The sequence below is a fragment of the Planktothrix sp. PLAVEN19ND genome (genome assembly GCF_057220675.1).
The window spans coordinates 1,090,538-1,115,891 of sequence record NZ_CM170132.1 but is presented as its reverse complement, the minus strand read 5'-3'; the positions used below and the strand labels follow the sequence as shown (position 1 = coordinate 1,115,891).

Sequence of the window (25,354 nt, the reverse complement as noted above, 5' to 3'; positions counted from 1 at the left end):
AAATTAAAACCCATTAAACTCAATATGTCTCCTCAGACTCAAACCCCAACTCCAACCGAAAATACCGATACGACCGGTGAAAAATTGAACCGACAAATGATCGTTATTCTCGATTTCGGTTCCCAATATTCCGAGTTAATCGCCCGTCGCATTCGGGAAACCGAGGTTTATTCCGAAGTCATTTCCTACCGCACCACCGCCGAAAAACTCAAGGAACTCGACCCCAAAGGCATTATCCTTTCCGGTGGCCCCAATTCCGTCTATGATGACGGGGCCCCCGAATGTGACCCGAAACTCTGGGAGTTAGGAATTCCCGTTTTTGGGGTGTGCTACGGAATGCAGCTAATGGTCAAACAGCTAGGAGGCACGGTAGAACGGGCTAAACGGGCCGAATATGGCAAAGCCTCCCTGCACATTGATGACCCCACCGACCTGCTAACCAACGTGGAACAGGGGGCGACCATGTGGATGAGTCACGCCGACTCTTGCACCCAGTTACCCAAGGGATTTGAGATTTTAGCCCATACCGAGAATACCCCCTGTGCGGCAATTGCTGACCACGAGCAAAAATTATATGGGGTACAATTCCATCCTGAAGTCGTTCATTCTATTGGCGGTCAGGCCCTAATTCGGAATTTTGTTTATCATATTTGTCGCTGTCATCCTACCTGGACAACGGAAGCTTTTGTAGAGGAATCTATTCGAGAAATTCGGAACCAAGTGGGGGATAAACGGGTTTTATTAGCCCTTTCTGGAGGCGTTGATTCTTCAACTTTAGCATTTTTACTGCACCGTGCCATCGGTGATAAGTTAACTTGTATGTTTATCGACCAAGGGTTTATGCGCAAGCTAGAACCGGAACGATTAGTTAAACTATTCCATGAACAATTTCATATTCCCGTTGAATATGTAAACGCCCGGGAAAGGTTTTTAAAACAACTCGAAGGAATTACTGACCCCGAAGAAAAACGTAAACGCATTGGTGCGGAATTTATTCGGGTTTTTGAAGAAGAATCGGTGCGTTTAGGGCCCTTTGATTATTTAGCCCAAGGTACCTTATATCCTGATGTGATTGAGTCCGCCGATACCAATGTTGACCCGAAAAGTGGGGAACGGGTGGCAGTTAAAATTAAAAGTCATCATAATGTGGGGGGATTACCCAAAGATTTACGGTTTAAATTAGTAGAACCCCTGAGAAAACTGTTTAAAGATGAAGTCAGAAAAGTCGGACGTTCGATTGGTTTACCCGAAGAAATTGTCCGACGTCATCCTTTTCCTGGCCCGGGTTTAGCAATTCGGATATTAGGAGAAGTTACGGCGGAGAAGTTAAATATCCTGCGAGATGCGGATTTAATTGTCCGGGAAGAAATCAATAGACGTGGGGTTTATCACGATTATTGGCAAGCTTTTGCCGTATTACTTCCGGTGCGAAGTGTGGGAGTCATGGGCGACCATCGTACCTATGCCTATCCAATTGTCCTACGATTTGTGAGTAGTGAAGATGGAATGACCGCCGATTGGTCACGGGTTCCCTATGACTTATTAGAATTAATTTCTAATCGGATTGTTAATGAAGTTCGGGGCGTGAATCGGGTAGTTTATGATATTACTTCTAAACCCCCTGGAACTATCGAATGGGAATAGGATAAACCTGCGATAAACCCATAATGTAGAGACGTGCCACGGCGCGTCTCTCCGTTATTTTTGATTGTTTTTGATTATTTATTTTTGTTCAATTAAAATAATATGAACCCACAAATTTGTCTAGTCACAGGAGGAACTTCAGGTATCGGTTTAATGACAGCCTTAGAACTCGCCAAACAGGGACATCATGTTTTTATTGCCTGTCGTTCCGAACGAAAAGCCCAGCAAGCAATCAATTATATTATAGCGCAAACTAATCAAGGAAAAGTTGAATTTTTACCCTTAGATTTAGCCTCTTTCGATTCAATTCGTACCTGTGTTAATTTATTCTTAGAACGTCAACTTCCTTTAAATATATTAATTAATAATGCCGGAATTTTTAATCAATCTGGAACCACTCAAGAAGGGTTTGAATTAATTTGGGGAACTAATTATTTAGGGCATTTTTTACTCACTTATTTATTATTAGAGACCCTCAAAGCTTCAGAATCTAGTCAAATTTTATTTATCGCTTCGGATATGGCCCTATGGTCAAAAAATCTAGGCTGGAAATTATGGATACAAAAAACCCCCTTGAACTTCCTGAAATTATATGCTGATTCTAAGGTGTGTTTATTATTATTAATGCGACATCTGCTACAAAATAACTTAAATCAAACCGCCGTTAGAGTTAACGCTGTGCATCCAGGTTTTGTCCGGTCAAATATTAGTTTATCCCATCGTTTAAGCCAAATTTTAAGAGTGGGAAACTCTCCCCAAAAAGTGAGTCGGAATCTGATTAAATTTTTAACAACCCCCGAATATAAATTAATTAATGGTCAATTTTTAAATCTAAATTTTCAACCGATGCCCTTAACAGATTTGGCGCAGAATGATCATTTATCCGATGAATTATGGCAAAAAAGTTTATTCTGGACAGGACTATCTAACCCCATTTCCCAAACCTCAACTCTTTATAATTCAGAGGATGGCATCTGGGGGCCTTATTCTTTAAACTTAACAGAAACTGAACTCCAAGAGATTCAAAAACAGATCTTTACAACGGTTTTACCCCGTTCTCCGATTCATGTATTTTCTAATAGTTATCAATTTATAAAAAAAAGAGATTTTGGATCATTAATATTACTATTAATTCAAGGCTATAAACGACAATTTAATATGGAAAGACACTTAGATTCTCCCGTAATTTTAGAACTTTGTAAAAATCCCTATTTACTCCAAAAAGCCAGGGAATATTTAGGCGAATCTCCCTTTCTTTGGCGTTCAGAATTATGGGCTAATTATCCCGCAAAACAATTAATTCCCCTTTGGCATCAAGATCATTATCCTCACTTATTAACTAAAACTGGAAAAACCATACATATTTATATTGCCTTAACCGAAGTTAATGCCGGAAATGGGTTTGAATATTTACCTAAAAAATATCATAATTTATGTCCTATAAAAATGAATGATCCCTTTAGTGGAAATCCTTTTTTTGAAGTTAAATCAGAAATCGAAAAATCCGCTTTACCGGTAACTTTAAAACCCGGAGAATTTATCTTTTTTACCGATGATTTAATTCATCGCTCTATCTGTAATATTAGTGGTCAAGTACGTCTATCTTTAACCTTACGTTTAGCTGAATCTACCGTCAAAATCCAAGGAAATTATAGTTCTCATCTCCAATCCCCAATTTTACTTTTATAATCATTTTATGAAATAAAATACTGTTGCCTATCCCCTATTATATCAATAGGCAAGTGATGGTTTACAACTTCTTTGTGTCTTCGTGTCTTTGTGGTTAAATTAGGCTTTATTGCTATAGAATTTGACTGTAGACAACTTCACAAATTAATTGCAATGGACTACAAAACAGCCTATAATTTTTTAATTGACCAAGGCATGGCATTAGAAACCCAAAAAAACCCCGATGCTTTTTTAATTCGTTTGAAACAGGGCCAACCCCCGATTCCCGGTCAAGTCACCTCTATTTTATTATCCTTAAAAATTGCTTATGATACCTTAAAAGACAATTCAAACTTTGAGAAAATTTTAGTCTTAGCCTTACATCAGTTAGTTATAGAAAGTCAGCAACAATTTGCCGCGGGTCGGAATCGAGGCATTGAATGGCCTCCGTTATTACAAGAAGATTTACAGCGTATTTCTCTAGGGGTTAAAAGCATTTTTTCCGGTCAATGGTTGGTCGAAAAATAAATCGGGGGTTGACGGTTAACTGTGAATCATCAACCGTCAACTATTCTAGCAATAAGCCGAAATATCTTCTCCACATTCATCCGCCAAATAACATAATGCCTGAAACCGGAGATAGACTAATTCTTCATAAAAAGGATTGAGTTTACACAAAGGTGGAATATGAAACAAAACACGACCCCCGACTGTAATATTTCGTTCAAATGGACATTGAGCCGGAATCAATTGACACAAACGGTGGGCTAATTGGGGGTCTTGGATTTTAATGCTTTCTAGCCAATGGCGAAGGGGACGTAGGGGCGTAAATCGACGTTGTGGGGGGAAAGAGCCAGACGGGGACAGGGGAGCGGGTTCAACGGATGTGATGCCGCGAATCAGGAAAGTGAGGTAGGACATGGTAGCATTAACCTTATTCATTATTTTCATTTGGAATAAAAACCAAACGTGGGTAACCGCTCATGTAGTGTCTACGAAACACTGTTGTAAGTTCCCGTAAAAGATTTGTAGTTCACCACAGAGATTAAAGGTTTCAAAGCCTAAGCAACAAGATATCTGGCCAGAATCAAGTCCTTAGCAAAGGTTTGTATCCTTCTTTGATCATGATGCCCTAAATTTACAGAGTTTTCTCATAAGTTTTATTTAAATCAAAAATTTTTAATATAATAAATACAAATAATTGATTACAACCTAAGACTTGACAAAATTCTTAGAATTTGATAAGGGAAGAAACATTGCAACAGTCAGACTGGAACCCTAGTAGAATTGAACTATTAGCACTCAATGGTCAGGAGTCAACCATCCCATGTCGGAAGAATTAACCTCCTCCTTATTTCCTGTGGAAGCCTCCCCACAAACTCCCCCCGCTTCGGGATTAGGGTTTTTAGGCATTTTTAAAGCATGGCCACAATATAATCAAGGCAATCGATTCTATAAATTAGGACGCTATGAATTTGCCTTTGAACGTTATGATCAAGCTGTTAATTTTAAACCCAATTGGTATTCCGCCTGGTTACGACGGGGAAATAGTTTAAGAAAACTCAAACGTTATAAAGATGCCCTAGCTTCCTATGACCGAGCGATTAAAATTAAACCCGAAGATTATTGGGCTTGGACATTTCGAGGCATTGCTTTAGCTAAATTAGAACGATTTGAAGAAGCAGTTGCCTCCTTTGATAAAGCGATTACGATTGAACCCGAAAATTTTGAATCTTGGTATGAACGGGGGTTGGCATTAGAAGCCCTATTTCAATATAAAGCGGCGGCGGCTTCTTATAAACGGGCTATTGAAATTAAACCCAATATTTCCGCAATTTGGTATCATCAAGGCAATGCTTTAATGAATGAAGAACGCTATGCCGATGCCGTGGCTTCCTATGATCGTTCAATTCAACTGCAACCTGCCAATTATGAAGCCTGGTTTAATCGGGGTGAAATGCTATTAAGTCAACAAAAATATGCCGATGCTGTTAACTCCTATGACCAAGCGATTAAACTGCAACCCAAAAGTTATCAAGCCTGGTTTAATCGAGGAATTGCCTTACAAAAAATCCGCCGCTATTCAGAAGCTATTACCTCCTATGATACGGTAATTCAACTGCAACCCCAGGATTATGAAGTTTGGTTTTATAAAGGTATGGCTTTGTTAAATAGTCAACAGCATCAAGAAGCCTTAACCTGCTTAAATCAAGCCTTACAAATCAATCCCGATTTAGCGGCTATTTGGATTAGTCGCGCTCAAACTTTATTAGAACTGAAACAATATCAAGCCGCGATCGCATCTTTTGATAAAGCCACTCAATTAAACTCTGATTTTCCCGAAGCTTGGTTAGGTCGAGGGAAAGCCCTGTGTGAATTAAGACAATATCAAGAAGCAATTATCGCCTATGATAATGCCCTACAAATTCAACCGGACTTCATGGATGCTTGGAATGGTCGAGGGGAAGCCTTAGAAAAATTAGATCGATTTGAAGAAGCCTTAATTGCCTATGATAAAGTGGTACAAATGACCACAGAAGATACAGCATTAGCCACAAAAGCCGGACTGCAACGAGGGGAAGCCTTAGAAAAATTAGAACGTTATGATGAGGCGATTATTGCTTATAAAAAAGTGATTCGAGTCCAACCGGATAATTTTGAAGCCTGGGTACATTTAGGGAAAACCTTAGAAGCGGTTCAAAAATATTCCGAAGCCGCAGAAGCCTTTAATCAAGCGGTTAAAATTTGGCCAGATTCCTATGGGACTTGGTTACAGTGGGGACTCGCCTTAGAATCAGCCCAACGCTATCAGGATGCCTTAAGTGTTTATGATAAAATTGTTCAAAGAAAACCCGATTATTATGCAGCTTGGATTCGTCGAGGCATGACTTTTGAACAGATGAATTGCTATCAGGATGCTAACCGTTCCTATGGTGTCGCGTTAGAAATGCAACCCAATTCTGCGGAAGCAGTTATTCATCGAAATCGAGTCAATTTAAAGTTAAAAAATAATCCACACTGACTCCCGTAGTGAGCCCTTCAGGGCTCTCTTAACTCAATTAGGAAAAGATAGCCCTGAAGGGCTTACTACCTTGGGTTATCAAAAAGTCTTGCTTCTGGGGTTCCTTTTTGGCAAAATAGAGCATTCAGTCCAAGCTCCGCCCAGTGCAGTCATACCCAGTTCACGAATGAATCCCCGCGAAAAGGCTCTTTTTTTCTTTCAATTAGCAACCTTGTTGAACTCCGGTTTAACTGTAGAACAGAGCTTAACTTTGGTGGGGAAAGATAGCTACCCGCAACTCGGACGCTATCTCAACAAAATGACAGCAGCAACATCAAGGGGGGGCGATTTAGCTTCAGCCTTGGCTTTAGCATCCCGATATTTTGATCGTTGGACAATTGGTCTAATTTCCTTGGGCGAATCTCAAGGAATGTTACCCGAAATTTGCTATCGAATTTCCGAGATCGAAGAACGAAAAGCTCGCCATCAAAATCTATATCGGTCTGTAACCCTGGCGGCAATTACCACAGGTATTAGTATTATCCTGTTGATTCTCACCCTTTGTTACTTATCGGGTTTATCGGGTAGAGGGTGGTTTTTAGTATTAGGAATTTTCGCGATCACTATATTAGCTATTCCTAAAATTTTGCCTCGGCTATCAATGATTAAAAAAATTTCCACCGCCCGGATGATGTTGTATTTGGGAGAATTAAAACTACCCTTAAGTTGTGGGATGTCCTTGTTAGCTGGATTAGAATTGGTTCGCGCTCATATTCCTAAATCGGAAATGAAAGCTACTATTACCATTGCATTAGGTCAAATTCCCGCCGAAAAAACCCTCAGTCAAAGCCTAGAAGGTCGTTTACCTGCGGTAGCCCTGCAAATGTTACGGACAGGGGAAGCTACAGGACAATTAGATTTAGCCCTGCAAAAACTGACAAATTACTATGAGGAGGAACTTGAACAAACCCTGCGCCGTCTACAAGCTGTTTTAGTTCCCGCCACAATTCTGATTGCAGGTACAGTTGTCCTGCTGTTAGCAATGCAAGCTCTGAAATCCCTATTAATTTTGTTACCCTAGTTGATCTGGGGAATTAACTTTCTTGTTGCCTACACCCCCCACCCACAGAGAATTTTCGATGTCCGATTCCCAATTTTTGATAAAAAATTCGACTTTGCCCTTGTGAAACTGAGCAACACCCTTTAAGCTATTAAGTCAAAACACGAAAGTAAGCGCAATTGCAATACTGGGTTTTTCCCGTCGTTGTTTTGAGCGTCTAGTGGGATATTTGACTATCTCTTTTAAGCATAGATGAAAATACCAAAACCTCAAAGACCACAACCAAAATGGATTTTGGGGGTACTGGCTGGAGCATTGATTAGCAACGCTGCTGTACCCATTCCCCAAGCCCAAGCTCACCATCCGGGCGCCTGTCCGCCATCATCGGATTATGCCAAAGTTCCTTCACCGATTGCCGACTTTCCTAACCCGGATCGTACGGTATTCTGTGGGGAAGATCGCGTAATTCTGACTTACGGCCCCTTCCAAGTCCCGATCTTGGTCAGTGAATTAAAGAATTTCGCTGAAACCGGGGAAATGACCAAAACGATTAGCCAAATCGTTAAGGCTTCCAAAATTGAGCCGGATACCCTTCGCGGTCTGATGACCTTAGAAGTCGGCTTTGATTTAGTTCCCTTTGCTTGCATTCTCTATTCCCCAGAAGGTCAAGAGTTAACCAATACCGTTGGGACAACAATTAGAACCCATCGTGGAAAACCAGGAATCCCAAACAGCACCGAAGCGGTTAATGGTAAAGCGATTCGGGCGGCTCTAATCAATGCCCTGAGTGAAGATGGTAAGCTCTCCTTCTTAGATATTGTCAGTTACTATCCCGTCCCGGGAATGTATATTGATGTCGCTAATATTCCCGATACCGTTGATAAAGTCAAAGGCCTAGCGGGGAATCTCGATTCTCTGTTTAAGAAGGCTTCTCAATTTGGCAAAGGTGGCTGTTCTCTACAAGAAGTAGATTTCCCGGCGGCACCCCCAGCGCCACCACCAACGCCACGGCCTCCACTCCCACCTCCACCCCCACCCCTGCCACCAGCACCACCCCCAGTCCGTGGTTTGTGGTAAGCGCGTGAGTCGGAGAATCATCCTTTGATTCTGGTGATGCCATCTATATCAACGGGTGGCATCACTTTGTTTGTTGGCTAAAGTTCAGAAAGTTTCAGGATTTCACCCCATCAATATACTGGCTATCAATTAAAAAGGCTCCTTTCTCAAATAAAACCCCCCAATAGCCACCGGGCCGTCTGTCAATTACAATGCCAACTTCACCGAGTTTAATCACGTTGGATGGACGTAAAATCGGCATGGGTTCTGCTGTTTTCACAAAGGGAGGAATCGCTATCACCCTGACTTTTTGTCGGATTTCAAACTCTTTTTCCATTGATCAACCTAAAAATTAATTTTCTTGTAAGATATCACGGGGCTTTGTCCCTTCATTCATCGGGATTTTGTCGTGAAAAAGAGAAATAACCACGTTAAACTTGAGAGTATGCAAGAAAAAGACCGTTTGAGGGGGTAGTAATTATGGCTACAGATCGCCGAGTTTCCCGGGTGGCTGCACAAATTAAACGGGAGGTCAGCCAGATATTACTGGATGGGATCAAAGATGACCGGGTTGGAATCGGAATGGTGAGTATTACCGATGTCGATGTTTCCGGCGACCTCCAACACGCCAAAATTTTTGTCAGTATTTATGGCACCGAAGAAGCCAGACGAGAGACAATGGAAGGCTTAAAATCAGCAACGGGTTATGTTCGTTCTTCTCTAGGTCAACGTGTCCGTCTGCGTCGGACTCCAGAAGTGGTTTTTTTAGAAGATCGTTCTCTGGAACGGGGCGACAAAATGTTAACTCTATTAAACGAACTCTCCCAGAACCGGAAACCGGATGAGGAGGGGGAGGGGGAGGAGGAGTAGGGGAGCAGGGGAGCAGGGGGAGCAGGGGAGGCAGGGGAGGCAGGGGAGGCAGGGGAGGCAGGGGAGGCAGGGGGAGCAGGGGAGGCAGGGGAGGCAGGGGAGGCAGGGGAGGCAGGGGAGGCAGGGGAGGCAGGGGAGGCAGGGGAGGCAGGGGAGGCAGGGGAGGCAGGGGAGGCAGGGGAGGCAGGGGGGGTAAACTCTTGCTATTACCTATTACCTATTACCTATTACCTATTACCCATTACCCATTACCCATTACCCATTACCCATTACCCATTACCCATTTATAACTGATTACTGATAACTGATTACTGATCACTGAATATGACTCTTTCTCTCGCTGAACAAGTTGCCCAGATGGTTGTGGTTCGTGCCTCTGGTTTTTTGTTTGATCATCAAATTCGTTACTCCCTTTGGGAACCTCCAGCACAGAGATTAGAGCATTGGTTACATGACTTGGGTGTGGGTGGGGTGATTTTGGTCGATGGTAGTGCGGCGGAGTTGGCGATTAGAACTCAGTTGTTGCAGTCCTGGGCTAAATTTCCCCTATTGGTGGCGGCCGATGTGGAGGAAGGGGTCGGTCAGCGCTTTGCCGGGGCGACTTGGTTTCCGCCCTTAATGGCGATTGGTGCATTAGCGGATCAATCCCGGTCACAAGCGGAATTTTATGCCGAAAAAATGGGGGCAATTACAGCCCAAGAAGCCCTAATGGTGGGCTTAAATTGGGTTTTGGCTCCGGTGGTTGATGTGAATAATAATCCTAAAAATCCGGTGATTAATGTCCGTTCTTTTGGGGAAACCCCGGAACGAGTCAGTAACTTAGCGACGGCTTTTATTCGGGGATGTCAAGGATATCCGGTGTTAACTACGGCGAAACATTTCCCCGGTCATGGGGATACAGCGATTGATTCCCATTTGGAATTACCTGTAATTCCCCATAGTGATCCCCGTTTAGCTGAAGTCGAATTACCTCCGTTTGTGGCCAGTATTGCTGCGGGTGTGGATTCGGTGATGATGGCCCATTTGTTGATCCCGGCTTGGGATAGTAAAAATCCCGCTACTTTATCCCCGGTGATTGTTCAGGAACAGTTAAGGCAACGGTTGGGCTTTCAGGGGTTAGTGGTGACGGATGCTTTGGTGATGGGGGCGATCGCAAAACTTTATACTCCCGAAGAAGCCGCAATTTTAGCTGTAGAAGCCGGAGCGGATGTTTTATTAATGCCCCTTGATCCCCAGGTCACCATTGATGCGGTCTGTGCCGCGGTGAAGGAGGGCAGGATTTCCCGGGAACGGATTGAAGCCTCCGTACAGCGAATTAGGCAGTCGAAGGCGAAGGTATTCCCCGACTGGCGCCCTGATCAACCCTATTCTCCCCCTAGTCAAGATCCCCAGATATTATTTTATTCTCTATCTCAACCATCTTCTCAAGCTCTGGTTCAAACCATTTTGCAGGATTCTCTCAAACAGGGGGGAATTTTGCCTTTAGGGGTTCCGAACCCACCTCAACCCTTACGAAATTTAGTGATTGTGGATGATTTACTTAATTGTTCTATTTTAGGAAATCATACCCCAGCGATCGCCCGTCCAACTCAGTTGGGTTATCGCTTACAACTAATTGATTGTCATGATCAAACCGTTGGAGATCTAGGCAATGAATCCTTATTTAGCATTAATTCTGAACCCACCTTGCTGCAAATTTTTATTCGAGCTAATGCCTTCCGTGATAGTTCAGGATTAACACAAATTGCTCAGAATTGGTTAAGTATTCTCTTAAAACAGAACCATTTACAAGCTTTGGTGATTTATGGGAGTCCCTACACCCTGGAACAGTTTTTGCCCCAAATTTCCCCCAAAACTCCTTATGTTTTCTCCTATGGTCAGACTCCCGCAGCCCAGGAGATTGCCTTAAAAGTCCTTTGGGGAATTTAATCGGAATTTAAGAATAACCCAGTATCTTGAATGAAGACTTGATGCTTAACCTATGTCATGGGCTTCCGTCCAGTGACTTTGCATATTGTTATGGGAAAACCCCAGGTATTTGTATTGGCCTATACTGAAAAAAAAATATTTCCTAAAATCAATTTTTAGATTACACTGAATGTGATGCCAAAAACTTCTCCGGCAACGCCAAAGAGGGCGAATTATGACTTACACAACTGTCCAATTTTCATTAGATGTGATCAAAGACGAAGCCCGCCAACTCGTCAATAAGGGGGTTGTGAGCCGTCAGCAACCCATCTATACACTCTGCCAATATATTCCCGCGCGGGAATGGGCTTGTGTAGAGTGTGAGTTAGAAGAATGCGACTTCTTACTCCGAGACCGAATTGGCGACCTGATTGGTCATGAAACCTGGGATAACGACTAAAATCCCAATGAAATTTGAAAACAAAAAAAATCTTTCAGACATTATTAAGTTTGCTCAGTGCTGACTCCTGCGGTTGAGAACTGATTTGCCTGCCGATTCAGGTAGATTGAGGGACTAGAATCGCGATCCTTTAAAGCCCTTTCCCGGCTGTTTTAAGTTCAAAATATCTTAAATGCTTGAAATAAAAGAACTTAGGACTGCTTCTACCGATTGGTCTGATTTCAGAGGGTTTATCCTTCTGGCCTAAATAAAGGAAAGTGACTCTGAGATGCCGGGGTCAAGAATAAAGTTAAAATTTAAGTGCGTGCGATGGGATATCGGTTGCAACATGAAGTTGAACAATTTCGGGATGGGTTCTGCAATTAGATATCAATAAATATAGCTATAACGATAAACCCGCCCCACAATTTTGAACCCGATTCATGTCGATTCTGATTTCCATCAGTTGAGTTGTGGAAGCGTAGTTTATCGGAAATCTAGGTTTAAAACCCCGTCGTTCTGCGACGGCTTTTCCTGGTTTTTTCTCGTCCCAATTAGTCAAAAGTATTGGATTCTCGCAGACGTCTTAATTCATCTCGTAACTCGGAAATTTGGGTTGTAAGTTCTTGAATTTCTTTGACGGGCCCTGGGTCTGACACAGGGGGAATCGTGGAGGTAACAACTTCAGTTTCTGTGATTACGGTTATTGTTTCTGTATTAAGATTCTGCGAACCCTGGGAGAGAATTGTATCCACAAAATTTCGAGCTTCCTGTTCAGTAGTTTTTCCTTTTTCGGCCCATTCTTGGACTAACTCGCTAAACTGGGACTGAATTTTCCCGAAATTCTCATGGCGCTTATCAGGATTTTGTAGGATCTCGATGAGGGAAGATGTCGCACCCAGGGTAACTTGAAATCCCTGATGGCATAAGTCGGTTAATTGTTCAGCATTCATATAGTTAAAAAATTCTTCAAGTAGAGCAGGACGGCAATCTTGCCATCTTGCTATGGGGATTTTTGGGAGAAAGTCTGAAGTAGACCGATTTTTCCCGTATATTCTAACAGCTTATTCCCTCACTTGGTCGAGGTATTGATTCACGTCATCAATAATCCGGGTGAGTTCGGCTTCCGTGGTCAGTTTAATCCGTTCATCCCGGACAGTAATTAAGACTTTCGCTGCAAAAGGACTCGGCCAAATATTAGGATTACAGAAAACCTCTAAAAACACATCTCCGGTATATTGATATTCCATTGGCTTTTGAGGGGTGGGTTTACCGCCACCGGAAGCAGTTTTTGCCGCCACCATTTTGAGTTTTTGCATTAATTCATCCAGTACCCCTTTTAAATTCTGAGCCGCTGCGGGGGTAAAACGCAGGGAAACAGAACCCTGAGTTAAATTAATTGTGAGTGGAGGAATAGACATAGAATAACGATTTAAAACGATAATTGAAATCCTTTAATCTAATTTTACCGTGAAATTAACCTCAATTAACTTTTATATTTTTAGTGAAAATCAATCTCAATAGTCAGATTAATACAAACAGGGTGATATATTAAAAAAAGTTTTTGATCACCGTCAAAACTTAAAAGGAAAAATTTTATGGTTCAGGATAACCGTTCAAAAATTCAATTTGTTTTATTGCTAACACTGGGTTTAAACCTGTTAGTAATGATGATTAAAGTGATTGTAGGCAACATGACAGGTTCTTTGAGCTTACTCGCTGATGCCCTACATAGTGTCACTGATAGTGCTAATAATGTTTTAGGATTAGTTACCAACCATTTTGCCTCTCCCCACCCCGATCGTGAACATCCCTATGGACATCAAAAATTCGATGCTTTGGGAGCATTGGGGATTGGTGTATTTTTAGGAATAGCCTGTTTTGAAATTTTCAGTAGCGCCATAAAACGGGTGTTTAAAGGTGGTGAACCAGTGACAATTTCTCCTAATGAATTATGGATTTTATTAATTGTTTTAGGAATTAATATTTTCGTGACTTATTATGAGCGAGCGGCGGGAAAGCGTTTAGGCAGTGCGATTTTAATAGCAGATGCTAAACATACAATGAGTGATGTTTGGGTGACAATTATGGTGATTGCTGGATTAATTGGGATTTGGCAAGGAACCGTGTGGAATTTGCCAAAATTACAATATTTAGATGTGATTTTAGCCTTTCCTGTGGCATTATTAGTATTTAAAAGTGGTTGGAGTGTCTTAAAGGAAAATTTGCCTTGGTTGGTAGATCAAATGGTGATTGCACCGGAAACCATTAAAGAAATTGTGATGTCTGTTCCGGGGGTGATAAACTGCCATGATATTGCCTCCCGTGGGATGATTGGACGACAGGTTTTTATTGAAATGCACTTAATTGTGGAAGCAACGGATGTAGAAACGGCCCACAGTATTACAGAAGCAGTAGAAGCAGCATTAGGACAAGAATTTAGCCCCGTCAGAATTCTAATTCACGTTGAACCCCCCCAATATAAATCGGAGCAAATTACTTATGAGTCGTGAAAAATTTCCCCCCCTAATTCATAGGAGAGGAAATCAATTTTAACCCCTTAAAATCATTTCTCCTATTTTTTGGGAGCAGGAGCGGGGGTAGCAGGGGCGGGAGCGGGAGCCGCCGGAGGGGGAGTTGTGGCTGCGGGAGAAGGAGTAGTTTCTTTGGGAGCGCCGCCACAAGCAGTTAATAAGCTGGAAGAAGCTATGGCTAAACCTGCAAACACTAGAGCTAACTTTTTCATAGGAGATCTCAAGAAAATTGAAAGTAGGTGAGTAACAAGATTGAGAAAAAATATACCCTAATCTCAGGAATGTTCCTAAATGGTAAGTTAGAAATTCAACCAGAATAGAGATTTAACTATTCAAGTTTGCACCACAACAGTTTGAACTGAGTTGCAGTCATTCAGTTGCAGACTTTTGATTTCTATACCATTGAGAAAGCAGAACCTTCCCTTGCTTATTAAGGCAGGTTTAAGATTTCTCATTGTTCGTCTTCAATATAATACAGGTTTTTCTTAAAAATGGAAGATCCTCTAAGGAAAATTACTTAAACCGATTATTATTGCTATTTTTCCCCGACCGCAAATGGGTGGATATCTAGGGCTTTAATTGTTACATCCCCTTTTCCGTAGGTCTTCCCTGTGATCCCTAGACCCTAAGAGCCAAATTTATTCATTCCTCTAAGCTTCATCCGCTAAAATCTGAGGCTTGGGTTGATAATAGCTGGCAATTAAAGCGATCATTAACCACCATAAAGTATTCACTTGGGGACGATATAAAACCGTATCAACGAAACCATGACCTATCAGTCCTATTAAGGTAGAAATGGCTGCGATCAACCAAAATCCTTGGGTATTTCCTAAAGCTCGGAGTTGTTTTAATTGCACCCATCCTTGATTAAAGGTTACGGTTAATAGCCAGAGAAAACAACTTAAACCGATAATTCCAGTTTCAACTGCCACTTCTAACATCACGGAATAGGCACTCAAAGCCGTATAACGAGGCTGCATATAAAGAGGATAAATCTTATTGAAAGCCACGTTTCCCGGGCCAATTCCTAAGATCGGACGATCTTTAATCATTTCAATGACTGCCATCCAAACATTAATTCTAAAATTATTACTACTATCTCCCCGTCCAACAAACATACTCGCCACCCGATCGCGCACAGGAGGAACAAATGCCACTGCTAAGACGAGAAAAAGGGTTAATCCTGTTAATCCCATCGGTAAAGCCCACTGTCGCCAAAAGGGAGGAAAACTAATACTTAACCAATATAATAATAAGACTGAAAAAGTAAACATTAATAGCACTAATCCAATCCAGCCTCCTCGACTAAAGGTTAAGACTAAACAGGAGGAGTTGACAATAATCATGGTTAATGCTAAGGCTTTCGGTAAAATGCCTTGCCAAACAAAGAATGCAGCCAAACTTAGACCGACTGCGGGTAACAAATAGGCGGCTAATAAATTCGGGTTATCTAAATAACTATAAACCCGGGTTAAGTTAGATTGGGCAGAGGTGGGGTCAACCCAAGTAGCTAAGGCTTCTGCACCCGAAAACCACTGTCTTAAACCATAGACACTCACGAATAAAGCTGTGTGTAAAAATAGGGTAATAAAAATTGAGCGAACTTTTGGCGATCGCAATATTCTCGACATGAAAGCGAATAAAATTAAATAAAGAGTTAATTTCGTCCAGCCACTAAAGGCAGCTATTTTAACCGGAGATAAAGCCGTGGCAACGGTGGCAATTCCCCAATATAATAAAACGATTAAATGTATGGGAGTAAAGGCAGTTTGTGAGGGTTCATCCGTTAGGGTTAATAATAACCACCATCCGGCACAAGCAATTAATAAAACCCCGATTAATGCCGTTCCCACAAACGGAGCCAAACAAAATACAATACTAATTAATAATGCCCCCAAGGGTTCCCCCCACTGTAATAACCAACTTCCCTGTCGCCATTGGTGCAAAAATCCTGTGATCTGGTAGAGAAAACTACTATTACGCCATTGGTAGAGTAGTAGATTTTGCAGGGTAAATTGTTGCCAAATAGTGTTGAGGGTGGTCATGGGCTTTAATGGGTTTTGCGATCGCAGGGGTGAAAACTCAGATGTTAGTATACATTAGTTCAAGGTTAAATTCAAACAAACACTAAGGGTTTATCTTTTAAGGGGGCAAAAGCTTGTGCATCAAATCGATATAAACTTGCTGGTCTACCCGCCCCTCGGGATGTTTTCACCCCGGTATCATAGAGAAATCCTAACTTGAGTAACCTGGTTCTAAAATTAGAATAATCGGAAAATCCTTCTCCTAAAATAGTAGTATAAAATTGGTATAAATCCCCTAATGTAAATAATTCAGGTAACACCTCAAAAGCCACAGGACTATATTCTAATTTATTTTTTAATCGACGATAACCATAGTCTAAAATTTGATTATGATCAAAAGCTAAATGAGGAATTTGATCAATGGGATACCAAGCAATTCCGGTTACTGTATCAGTAATTAATTCCGCTTCTTCAAACCGAACGATCGCAAAATAACTCACGGATAAGTAACGAATATTATAGGAATCTGGGGCTTCTCTGGGGTCACGTTCTGGCCCCCCGAAGGTATATAATTGTTCTAAATATAAATTCTCAACCCGAATTTTTTCTGCTAAAATCCGATAGGCGGCATCTTCTAAAGATTCTCCTTTTTGAACTAAAGTTCCGGGTAAACTCCAAGTCTCGATAAAGGGTTCTTCTTTGCGTTTGACCAATAAAACTAATAGGCGATTTTGTCCGGTATCAACGGAAAAAATCACATTATCAACACCCACTTTAAAATCTTCTAAGATCAACGTTTTATTCATATAATTTTTCTCGGTTAATATAATCTTGTACCTGGGTCGTTAAAACTTCTATATTACCCGTTTGACGATAGTGACTGGAGGAAACGGGTAAACCTGTGATGGTAGCAATAGTTAAGGTCGCACCTAATTTTTTGAGGTGATCTAAGTCCATTTCTATCACCTGATAACCCGGTCGCGGGATAATTAATAATTCTACCTGTTTTAATAGGGTTTCTATCTGATACCACTGGGGAATTTGTTGAATTAAATCTGAACCCACGACTAAAGTATAGTTTGCATCAGACCAGTAATTTTTAGCCCTTTTTAAAGTTTCTAAGGTTCGGCGACTACTGAGTTCAGGATGCAAAGCAATATTTTTTTTCGGGGCGTTAATTTCCGCAATTAATAATGATAACATTGCCATTCGATGTTCTAATAAAGTTTGGTGGGTTTTAAAGGGATTATCCGATGCCCAAACCACAACTTTATCAAACCGTTGAGACAACCAAAGCAGAATCGCTTGATGTCCTGAAGTGGGAGGATCTGCACTGGTTCCAAAGAGGGCAATTTGAGTCATTTTTAATCAGAGTTAATATTATTTTAGATCATCACTCAAGGGTTTGTTCTAATCGACCAGCTAAGGCAATAATATCATCTTTTCGGGCTATTTGTTCCACCCATTCCGAGGGAATATTGTTCAACCCATAATAAATTCCGGCTAAACCGCCTGTGACGGCGGCTGTTGTGTCGGTATCTTCCCCTAAATTAACAGCTTTAAGAACCGCTTCTGGGTATGAAGATGTTGTTAATAAACACCATAATGAGGCTTCTAAAGTATGAATCACATAACCGCCCGATTGAATTTCATCAATTGATAACTGGTCAATACAACCCCTCAAAACCCGGTCAAACCGAGAAGATTCTATGGTTAAACTGGGATGATAATAAATGGGTTTTATGGCTTCTATACCCTGAATATAGGCGGATTTTAGATCTAATCCTTGGAGTAATTTAACCGCAATACTAATATAAATTCCGCAGGCAATTTGGGAACGAATATGAGCGTGTGTTAAACAGGAACATTCATGCACCCACTGGATTAATTGATAGAATGACACCGAAGAATATAAATAAGCCATGGGTAAAATTCGCATCAAAGAACCATTGCCATTACTGCGTTCATCGGTTTCTCCAGCTTCCACTGGATTTACCCCATTTTGTAGATTTTGAATTGCGTTATGGGTGGTTCCTCCAATATCAAATACAACCCCATGGGCTGTCCATTCTTGATGATAGCGCCAACGACAAAAAGATGCGGCGATCGCTTGTAAATTATAGCCCTGACAAAGACTCTCTGCTAAACATAACATCAAGGAACTATCATCCGACCAAGTACCCGGGGGTTGTCGATGGGTTCCATAACCCGTCATCGTTGTGATGGGGTTTTTTAGACGGTCTTGGCGGCTGGTAAATTCCACCGGAACACCCAAAGCATCCCCCACACAAACCCCGATTAAACCGGACAAAATTGCTGATTTTTTCATATTAAAATCCTTTTTTAGTAATCCTAAATCAGACTTAAAAAGCAATAGGGAACACGGTTAGCCCTGAAGGGCTTACTACTATAATCCATATAGCCAAATAATTAATAATGGGGTAACTATAGCTAACATTATAGTCAGGGGAGCACCGACCCGAGTAAAGTCGAAAAATTTATATCCACCGGGACTATAAACCATTGTATTAGTCTGATAACCAATGGGTGTCATATAACTATTAGAAGCAGCAAAAGTCACCGCATACATAAAGGCAAAGGGATTTAAACCTAATGCGACGGAAACTTTTACCGCAATCGGAAGCATCAAAACAACTGTAGCATTATTAGAAAGAACTTCTGTCAGAATCGAGGTGGCAATATAGAATAATAATAAAATCCAATAACCGGATAAATTACCACCCAAACCGACTAAAGTATCGGCTAACCATTGGGTCGCACCGGATTTATCCATAGCTATTCCTAATGGAATTAATCCCGCTAAAAGAAATATCACATCCCAACGCACAGAGCCATAAATTTCTCCGGGTTTGAGACATCCGGTAATTACCATTAAAATTACACCTGCTAAAGCACTAACCAAAATGGGCATAATTTCAAAAGCTGCAAGAACAATAACACCCAAAACAATCGCCAGAGCAATCCAAGCTTTATCCTGTCTTAAGGTTTCTACATCTCGTTCTTCTAAAACCAAAAGTTCCCGGGTGGTTTGTAACCCAATAAAACTTTGTTTTGGCCCTTGAAGTAATAATAAATCTCCAAATCTTAAAGTAACTTTCCCTAATCGCCCTTGGACTAATTCCGAACCTCGACGAATGGCTAAAACCGTGGCATTATAACGTTGACGGAATCTTAAATCTTTCAAGGTGGTTCCAATTAACCGAGAATTGGATAAAATCAAAACTTCGGCTATTTTTTCCTGTCCAGAACTCAAAATAGTCTCTAAAGATTCTTCCTTGAATTTAACATCGGGCAGAATATCTAACCCTTTTTCATCTCTAATTTTTAGTAAATCTTCTCGACTACTTCTAACAATTAAAATATCTCCGACATTTAATACTTTATCAGCTAAAGGTTGAGCAAATCGCATATTATTTTGAATCAGTTCTAACACATCTAAGTCAAATTTGCGTTGAATTTCACTCTCTTTAACCGTTTGTCCGACTAAGCTAGAACGGGGGGTAATGACTAATTCACTCACATAATCCTTTAAACCATATTCGGCTTGAAGAATATCAAAATTTGCTGGTTTGCGGTCGGGTAAGAGTCGAGGGGCAATAACAGATAAATAAATAATCCCAATAATAAAAGTAATAATTCCTAATACAGTAAACTGAAATAACTGAAATTCCCCATATCCCAGTTGTTTGGAAATACCACTAGCTAAAACGTTTGTTGAAGTCCCAATGACGGTAATCATTCCACCCAAAACCGTCGAATAGGATAGGGGAATTAATAATTTAGAGGGGGAAATTTTTTGCTTGCGACACCAATCTTCGACAATCGGTAAGAAAATTGCAACAACGGCGGTATTATTAATAAAAGCAGTAATCGGCCCAACAATTAACCCCATAACTAAAATTTGTTGGCTGGCTGTTGTTCCTCCCCATTTCAATAACCAATCTCGCACGGTTTGTACTACCCCGGTTTTTGTAATTCCAGCACTTAAAATAAACATTGCCATCACCGTAATTGTGGCTGAGTTGCCAAACCCTGATATCCCTTCCTCGGGTGTGACTAACCTCAAAAGCATTAAAACAACGGTGACGGTAAGCGCCGTTAAATCAACAGGAAGCCACTCAAAAATGAAGGCAATTAAAGCTAGAATTACAATACTAAGGGTTAGAACAATGTTCGTCATGTAAGTGAAATCAAGTGTTGATTTTGTGTTTTTGGTTAGGGAACAGGGAATAGGTAATAGGTAATGGGTAATGGGTAATGGGTAATAGGTAATAGGTAATAGGTAATAGGTAATAGGTAATAGGTAATAGGTAATAGGTAATAGGTAATAGGTAATAGGTAATAGGTAATAGGTAATAGGTAATAGAAAGAGTTTACTCCCCCTGCTCCCCCTGCCTCCCCTACTCCCCCTGCTCCCCCTGCTCCCCCTGCTCCCCCTACTCCCCCTGCTCCCCCTGCTCCCCCTGCTCCCCTGCTCCCCCTGCTCCCCCTGCTCCCCCTGCCTCCCCTACTCCCCCTGCTCCCCTGCTCCCCCTGCTCCCCCTGCCTCCCCTACTCCCCCTGCCTCCCCTGCTCCATTAAGACTTAGGAGAAGGAGTCGGTTTAGGGGAAGGACTGACCTTGGGGGCGGGTGAAACCGTGGTATTCGGGGCTGCTGGGGTACTGATGGCCGGAGGAGTAGCCGCCGGTTCTCCCATAATACTGGGATTTCCATTATCGTAGAATCCGGCTAAACAGGCAATCATCATGGTGGCTAAAGTTCCCCCCAATAGGGCTTTCCAGCCTAATTCGGAAATATCTTTCCGGCGGGAGGGGACTAAACCGACCATTCCCCCGACGAAAATTCCCACGGAGGCCACATGGGCAAAACCGGATAAAGCATAACTGACAATTAACACGGTTCTCGGGGTAATTAACCCTTCTTTCGCGGCTTCTGCTAAAGCTTGATAGGGGGGAATGGCTGTTTCTAATAAACGACGACCAATAATGACAGAAGCTGTCCAAGAGTCCTCAAAGGGAACCCCGGTTAAAATCGTTACGGGATAGAAAATAAATCCTAAAATATTCGCTAAAGTGACAACTTGAAAAAAGTCTCCTACTGGACTGGGTAATAAACCCAACCAAGCTGAGAATTGATTAACTAAAGAAACTAATCCTAAAATTAATATCAGAACCGCAGCAATGGCAACGGACATTTTTACCCCATCTAATGCCCCGATAATGGCTGAGTCTAGGGGACTCACTCGTTCCATGAGTTCACCGCCAACGGTTTCTAACTGAGGTTCTCCGCCTTCGTGGAGGATTAAATTCTCTTCTTTTTTTTCTTCTGGGAGTTTTCCTAATGTTAGGGGTTTTTCGGTTTCTGGAACTAATATTTTAGAAATCACAAAACAGGCGGGAATCGCCATAATAGAAGCAGAAACTAAATGTCCTAAAATATTCGGAAAAACAGGTTTTAGAAAACTGACATAAATGGCTAGAACAGAAGATGCAGCCGTTCCAAAACAACAAGTTAAAATTGCACACAGTTCTGAACGAGTCATCTTTTCTAAGTAGGGCTTGACCACAACAGCGGCTTCAATTCCCACAAAAATATTAGCCGCCCCGCTTAAGGCTTCTGCCCCACTTAAACGCATGGTTTTATAGAATAACTTGGCAAAAACATTGGTGACGACTTGAATCACCCCTAAGTTATATAATAGTGCCATTAAACCGGAGAAAAAGATCACCGTGGGTAGGGCGCGAAAGGCAAAAATATAACCTAAATTGACATCGGTAGTTTTTCCGGGAAAGGGAACAATATTGCTTCCAAAGACAAAATTAGCTCCATAATCGGCGGCTAAAAATAAACTATTGAGAAGACTACTAAACCATTGTAAAGCGGTTCTAGTAGGCGGAAATAGAAAGACCAGAAAGGCTAAAACTAACTGTAGGCCAATCCCTAAACCCATGGTTCGCCAGGGGACAACTCGTCTATTTTCTGAAAATAACCAAGCAATAAAGCAAAGGCCAAAAATTCCCAAAAATGAAATCAGATTCAAGTACGTCATAAGTGGTTTTTGAAGGATTTATTGATTGTATTCTGATCTCGTTCGCCATTTGTGATTGTGCAAACCTACCATTAACCCTGTCAAACGTCAATCTGGGGGAATCAGGAAATTAGAAATTGATATCATTTGTATCTATTTCGGTTCAAATTATCCTCACCGAGACGATCAAATTGGATATTTTTCTATTCCCTATTCCCCATGAATATTAATTAACGACGACTAATAAACCACTTATAAACCACTTTTTCCATTTCAATCCAGACAAACATTAAGGCACTAAAACCAAGACAAATTGACAATTCAGTGAAATCCAAAAAGTAAGTTCCAAAGAAACTTTGGAAGGGAGGAAAATAAACTAAGAGTAACTGAAGAGATGTTGTTAATCCTACAGCACCCCATAAATAGGGGTTAGTTTTAGGATTCATTTGGATGGTCAATTGAGTATCGGAACGAACTGCTAAAGCATGACCCATTTGGGCTAAACATAAGGTTGTAAACACCATGGTTTTCCAGCGTTCAGGGTTGCCATCACTTTGAGTATGGTCATAAGCCCAAAGCATTAAAATAATCGTTAAGATGGCAAAAACAATCCCAATTCTTACCATATATAACCCTAGTCCTCGGGCAAAAATACTTTCCCGGGGATTATAGGGAGGGCGTTGCATTACCGCAGGTTCAGCCGGTTCCATGGCTAATGCTAAAGCGGGAAAACCATCGGTAACAAGGTTCATCCATAAAATTTGTAAAGGTGTTAACGGCACACCACCTAAGCCTAAAATTGGAGAAGCAGCAATCACCAACACTTCCCCAATATTACTACCCAGAATATATTTGATAAAACGGCGAATATTACTATAAACAACTCGCCCTTCTTCCGTCGCCGCAACAATGGTAGCAAAGTTATCATCTAATAAAATCATATCACTGGCTTCTTTACTCACATCGGTTCCGGTAATTCCCATGGCAATCCCGATATCTGCCTGTTTCAAAGCCGGAGCATCATTCACCCCATCCCCAGTCATTGCTACAAATTCACCATTCTTTTGTAAGGCTTGAACAATCCGCAGTTTATGTTCAGGAGAAACCCGGGCGTACACACTCACCTGTTCAACTTGTTGTTCTAATTCCGTTTGAGTTAATTTCTGTAATTCCTGACCCGTTAAACTTAAACTATCTAATCCGGCAATTCCTAAATCTTGAGCAATCACTTTTGCAGTTAATTGATGATCTCCAGTAATCATCACTGGACGAATTCCGGCTTCTCGACATAGTTTAACCGCTTCTCGAACTTCAGGACGGGGCGCGTCTAACATTCCGACTAATCCTAACCAAACTAATTCCTGTTCGGCACTTTCTTCCTCTCCTTCGGGGGGTAATGTGGTTAAAGAGCGGGTAGCAAATCCCAAAACCCGTAAACCTTTCCCAGCCATTTCGTTATTTTGTTCGAGAATGAGTTGACGGTCGGCTTCTGCCAAGAAAACCTTTTGATTACCTACAAAAACAGATGTACACTGAGCTAAAATCAACTCCGGTGAGCCTTTAGTAAACATCACACATTCTGGATTTTCAGAGTCTTGAAGCTGACAAATCACACTCATCCGCTTACGTTCTGAGGAGAAAGGAATTTCAGCAACACGAGGGTTTTTGTGATTGTGAATGTCTCTAAATAAACCTACTTTTCCAGCTAAGGATAATAACGCACCTTCCGTGGGATCTCCTAAAATATGCCATTGATTTTGCTCCTGTTGTAATTGAGCATCATTGCACAAAACACAAGCCGTTAAAATCGGTTCTAAAATTTTATACTCAGAGGAAATGGTGTTATTTGGTTCCGAGGTGATCGGTATTAATTCCCCCACCGGATCATACCCTTCTCCCGTGACTTGAAACACTTGATCAAAGGTCTGAACCGATTGCACCACCATTTTATTTTGGGTGAGAGTTCCGGTTTTATCCGAACAAATTGTGGTAACAGAACCCAAGGTTTCCACCGCCGGGAGTTTCCGAATTAAAGCATGGCGTTTGACCATTCTTTGTGTACCAATTGCCAAGGTAACTGTCACCACCGCAGGTAAACCCTCGGGAACTACCGCCACCGCCATACTCAGGGATACTTCTAATAAATCTTCTAAACTACTAAAACTGCCTGTTCTGATCACGCCACCGACTACTACCAAAGCAACCAAAGCTAAAGACCCACTCACTAAGACATTTCCTAACTGGGTCATCCGTTGTTGTAGGGGAGTCGGTTCACTTTCTACCCCCTGGATCATTTCCGCGATGCGCCCGAGTTCCGTGGTCATTCCCGTATTGGTGACGACGACTTGTCCCCGTCCCTGGATCACTTCTGTCCCCATGAATACCATATTAAGGCGATCGCCTAGAGGGGCATCTTCAGCTAATTCCATACTCGGTTTTTTAATTACCGCTTCTGCTTCCCCCGTTAAGGCGGCTTCTCGCACCTGCAAATTTTGGGCTTCCACTAGGCGACCATCGGCTGGAATTTGCACCCCAGCCTCCAGAAACATGATATCTCCTGGAACCAGTTCTTTCGCGGCCAGTTCCAGCATTTTATCGTCCCGCATCACCCGAACTCTGGGGGAAGACATTCGTTTTAGGGCGGCTAAAGCCTGTTCTGCCCGGCTTTCTTGGAAATAGCCCAACATCCCATTCAAAATCACAATTGAAAAAATAGCAACGGCGTCCTTGGGGAAGTTTCCTTTGCGAAAATCAATCACGGCGGATACAATGGCCACGGCAATCAGCATCACGAGCATAATATTCGTGAACTGATCCCATAAAATCTCCAAGGTACTGCGACCAGGGGCTTCTTTTAATTCATTTAGACCATACTGTTGTTGACGCTCAATCACCTGTTGTGGCGTTAACCCGGCTTCACTATCGGTATCTAGGATCTGGAGAGCTTTGTCAGCACTCAAGGTATGCCAGGTTTTGAGGGGTGCTAAGGTTGAATCAGAAGACATTGATGAGGATTCGGGAGATACCATTGTCTAAGTCCTAAAAGTTCCAGCTAATCTACTCTGATTCAATCATAGATGATTTGGAGAATGTCTGAAAC

General features: G+C 41.7%; 23 protein-coding genes. 10 read left to right on the top strand and 13 right to left on the bottom strand.

What is annotated here, in order from left to right; genetic code table 11:
- The first annotated feature begins 24 nt into the window (after positions 1-24).
- The 3 genes from guaA to AC2D3N_RS04920 all read left to right on the top strand — a co-directional run bounded on the left by guaA (position 25) and on the right by AC2D3N_RS04920 (position 3,840).
- On the top strand, positions 25-1,644 hold the full coding sequence (gene guaA / locus AC2D3N_RS04930; protein ID WP_079678794.1) for a glutamine-hydrolyzing GMP synthase: 1,620 nt from the start codon (positions 25-27) through the stop codon (positions 1,642-1,644).
- Positions 1,645-1,746: 102 nt separating this feature from the next.
- Entirely contained in the window at positions 1,747-3,333 is a 1,587-nt protein-coding gene (locus tag AC2D3N_RS04925; protein ID WP_484692953.1) for an SDR family NAD(P)-dependent oxidoreductase, read from the top strand.
- Between the two features lie 153 nt (positions 3,334-3,486).
- Positions 3,487-3,840, top strand: a complete 354-nt coding sequence (locus AC2D3N_RS04920; protein WP_079679565.1) for a Dethiobiotin synthetase — start codon at positions 3,487-3,489, stop codon at positions 3,838-3,840.
- A gap of 45 nt (positions 3,841-3,885) precedes the next feature.
- Here AC2D3N_RS04920 and AC2D3N_RS04915 read toward each other — a convergent pair whose 3' ends face one another.
- Positions 3,886-4,254, bottom strand: coding sequence for a Mo-dependent nitrogenase C-terminal domain-containing protein (locus tag AC2D3N_RS04915; protein WP_144017731.1), 369 nt, complete (start codon positions 4,252-4,254; stop codon positions 3,886-3,888).
- Positions 4,255-4,639: 385 nt separating this feature from the next.
- Here AC2D3N_RS04915 and AC2D3N_RS04910 point away from each other — a divergent pair, with 385 nt between their 5' ends.
- From AC2D3N_RS04910 to AC2D3N_RS04900, 3 genes are all read left to right on the top strand, one after another.
- Positions 4,640-6,334: a tetratricopeptide repeat protein gene (locus tag AC2D3N_RS04910; RefSeq protein WP_484692952.1), complete on the top strand. Its 1,695-nt coding sequence runs from the start codon at positions 4,640-4,642 to the stop codon at positions 6,332-6,334.
- A 166-nt stretch (positions 6,335-6,500) separates the two neighbouring features.
- Positions 6,501-7,394: a type II secretion system F family protein gene (locus AC2D3N_RS04905; RefSeq protein WP_484692951.1), complete on the top strand. Its 894-nt coding sequence runs from the start codon at positions 6,501-6,503 to the stop codon at positions 7,392-7,394.
- 231 nt (positions 7,395-7,625) lie between these two features.
- Positions 7,626-8,450, top strand: a complete 825-nt coding sequence (locus tag AC2D3N_RS04900; RefSeq protein WP_484692950.1) for an alpha/beta hydrolase — start codon at positions 7,626-7,628, stop codon at positions 8,448-8,450.
- A gap of 94 nt (positions 8,451-8,544) precedes the next feature.
- Here the strand turns inward: AC2D3N_RS04900 and sipA are convergent, their stop codons facing one another.
- Positions 8,545-8,766: a regulatory protein SipA gene (gene sipA / locus AC2D3N_RS04895; protein WP_079678788.1), complete on the bottom strand. Its 222-nt coding sequence runs from the start codon at positions 8,764-8,766 to the stop codon at positions 8,545-8,547.
- A gap of 143 nt (positions 8,767-8,909) precedes the next feature.
- Between sipA and rbfA the strand changes: the two genes are divergently transcribed.
- From rbfA to AC2D3N_RS04880, 3 genes are all read left to right on the top strand, one after another.
- Positions 8,910-9,299, top strand: a complete 390-nt coding sequence (rbfA, locus tag AC2D3N_RS04890) for a 30S ribosome-binding factor RbfA (protein ID WP_079678787.1) — start codon at positions 8,910-8,912, stop codon at positions 9,297-9,299.
- Between the two features lie 324 nt (positions 9,300-9,623).
- On the top strand, positions 9,624-11,228 hold the full coding sequence (locus tag AC2D3N_RS04885) for a glycoside hydrolase family 3 N-terminal domain-containing protein (protein WP_484692949.1): 1,605 nt from the start codon (positions 9,624-9,626) through the stop codon (positions 11,226-11,228).
- 214 nt (positions 11,229-11,442) lie between these two features.
- Entirely contained in the window at positions 11,443-11,667 is a 225-nt protein-coding gene (locus AC2D3N_RS04880; protein WP_079678785.1) for a DUF4327 family protein, read from the top strand.
- Between the two features lie 382 nt (positions 11,668-12,049).
- On the opposite strand, the gene AC2D3N_RS04875 is transcribed toward AC2D3N_RS04880, so the two are convergent.
- From AC2D3N_RS04875 to AC2D3N_RS04865, 3 genes are all read right to left on the bottom strand, one after another.
- Positions 12,050-12,208, bottom strand: a complete 159-nt coding sequence (locus AC2D3N_RS04875; protein WP_159451533.1) for a hypothetical protein — start codon at positions 12,206-12,208, stop codon at positions 12,050-12,052.
- Positions 12,201-12,599 (bottom strand): hypothetical protein, encoded by a 399-nt coding sequence (locus AC2D3N_RS04870; RefSeq protein WP_079678784.1) that lies wholly within the window; start codon positions 12,597-12,599, stop codon positions 12,201-12,203. The genes AC2D3N_RS04875 and AC2D3N_RS04870 overlap by 8 nt, the downstream gene beginning before the upstream one ends.
- 111 nt (positions 12,600-12,710) lie before the next feature.
- The gene (locus AC2D3N_RS04865) at positions 12,711-13,067 is read right to left on the bottom strand and encodes a hypothetical protein (RefSeq protein ID WP_079678783.1); all 357 of its coding nucleotides are present in this window, start codon (positions 13,065-13,067) and stop codon (positions 12,711-12,713) included.
- A gap of 177 nt (positions 13,068-13,244) precedes the next feature.
- On the opposite strand from AC2D3N_RS04865, the gene cdf31 reads away from it, so the two are divergent.
- Positions 13,245-14,159: a CDF family zinc efflux transporter Cdf31 gene (gene cdf31, locus AC2D3N_RS04860; protein ID WP_079678781.1), complete on the top strand. Its 915-nt coding sequence runs from the start codon at positions 13,245-13,247 to the stop codon at positions 14,157-14,159.
- Between the two features lie 62 nt (positions 14,160-14,221).
- On the opposite strand, the gene AC2D3N_RS04855 is transcribed toward cdf31, so the two are convergent.
- The 8 genes from AC2D3N_RS04855 to AC2D3N_RS04820 all read right to left on the bottom strand — a co-directional run bounded on the left by AC2D3N_RS04855 (position 14,222) and on the right by AC2D3N_RS04820 (position 25,283).
- Positions 14,222-14,392, bottom strand: coding sequence for a hypothetical protein (locus tag AC2D3N_RS04855; protein ID WP_159451532.1), 171 nt, complete (start codon positions 14,390-14,392; stop codon positions 14,222-14,224).
- 438 nt (positions 14,393-14,830) lie between these two features.
- Positions 14,831-16,225: an IctB family putative bicarbonate transporter gene (locus AC2D3N_RS04850; RefSeq protein ID WP_079678779.1), complete on the bottom strand. Its 1,395-nt coding sequence runs from the start codon at positions 16,223-16,225 to the stop codon at positions 14,831-14,833.
- Between the two features lie 71 nt (positions 16,226-16,296).
- A complete protein-coding gene (locus tag AC2D3N_RS04845; RefSeq protein WP_484692948.1) occupies positions 16,297-17,010 on the bottom strand; it encodes an NUDIX hydrolase in 714 nt (237 codons plus the stop codon).
- Entirely contained in the window at positions 17,003-17,566 is a 564-nt protein-coding gene (locus AC2D3N_RS04840; RefSeq protein ID WP_484692947.1) for a nicotinate-nucleotide adenylyltransferase, read from the bottom strand. Before AC2D3N_RS04840 ends, AC2D3N_RS04845 begins: the two co-directional genes overlap by 8 nt.
- A 31-nt stretch (positions 17,567-17,597) precedes the next feature.
- The gene (locus AC2D3N_RS04835) at positions 17,598-18,533 is read right to left on the bottom strand and encodes an ADP-ribosylglycohydrolase family protein (protein ID WP_484692946.1); all 936 of its coding nucleotides are present in this window, start codon (positions 18,531-18,533) and stop codon (positions 17,598-17,600) included.
- Positions 18,534-18,611: 78 nt separating this feature from the next.
- Positions 18,612-20,405, bottom strand: a complete 1,794-nt coding sequence (locus AC2D3N_RS04830; RefSeq protein ID WP_484692945.1) for an SLC13 family permease — start codon at positions 20,403-20,405, stop codon at positions 18,612-18,614.
- Positions 20,406-20,802: 397 nt separating this feature from the next.
- A complete protein-coding gene (locus AC2D3N_RS04825) occupies positions 20,803-22,275 on the bottom strand; it encodes a NupC/NupG family nucleoside CNT transporter (RefSeq protein ID WP_484692944.1) in 1,473 nt (490 codons plus the stop codon).
- Positions 22,276-22,484: 209 nt separating this feature from the next.
- The gene (locus AC2D3N_RS04820) at positions 22,485-25,283 is read right to left on the bottom strand and encodes a cation-translocating P-type ATPase (RefSeq protein ID WP_484692943.1); all 2,799 of its coding nucleotides are present in this window, start codon (positions 25,281-25,283) and stop codon (positions 22,485-22,487) included.
- Between the last annotated feature and the right edge of the window lie 71 nt (positions 25,284-25,354).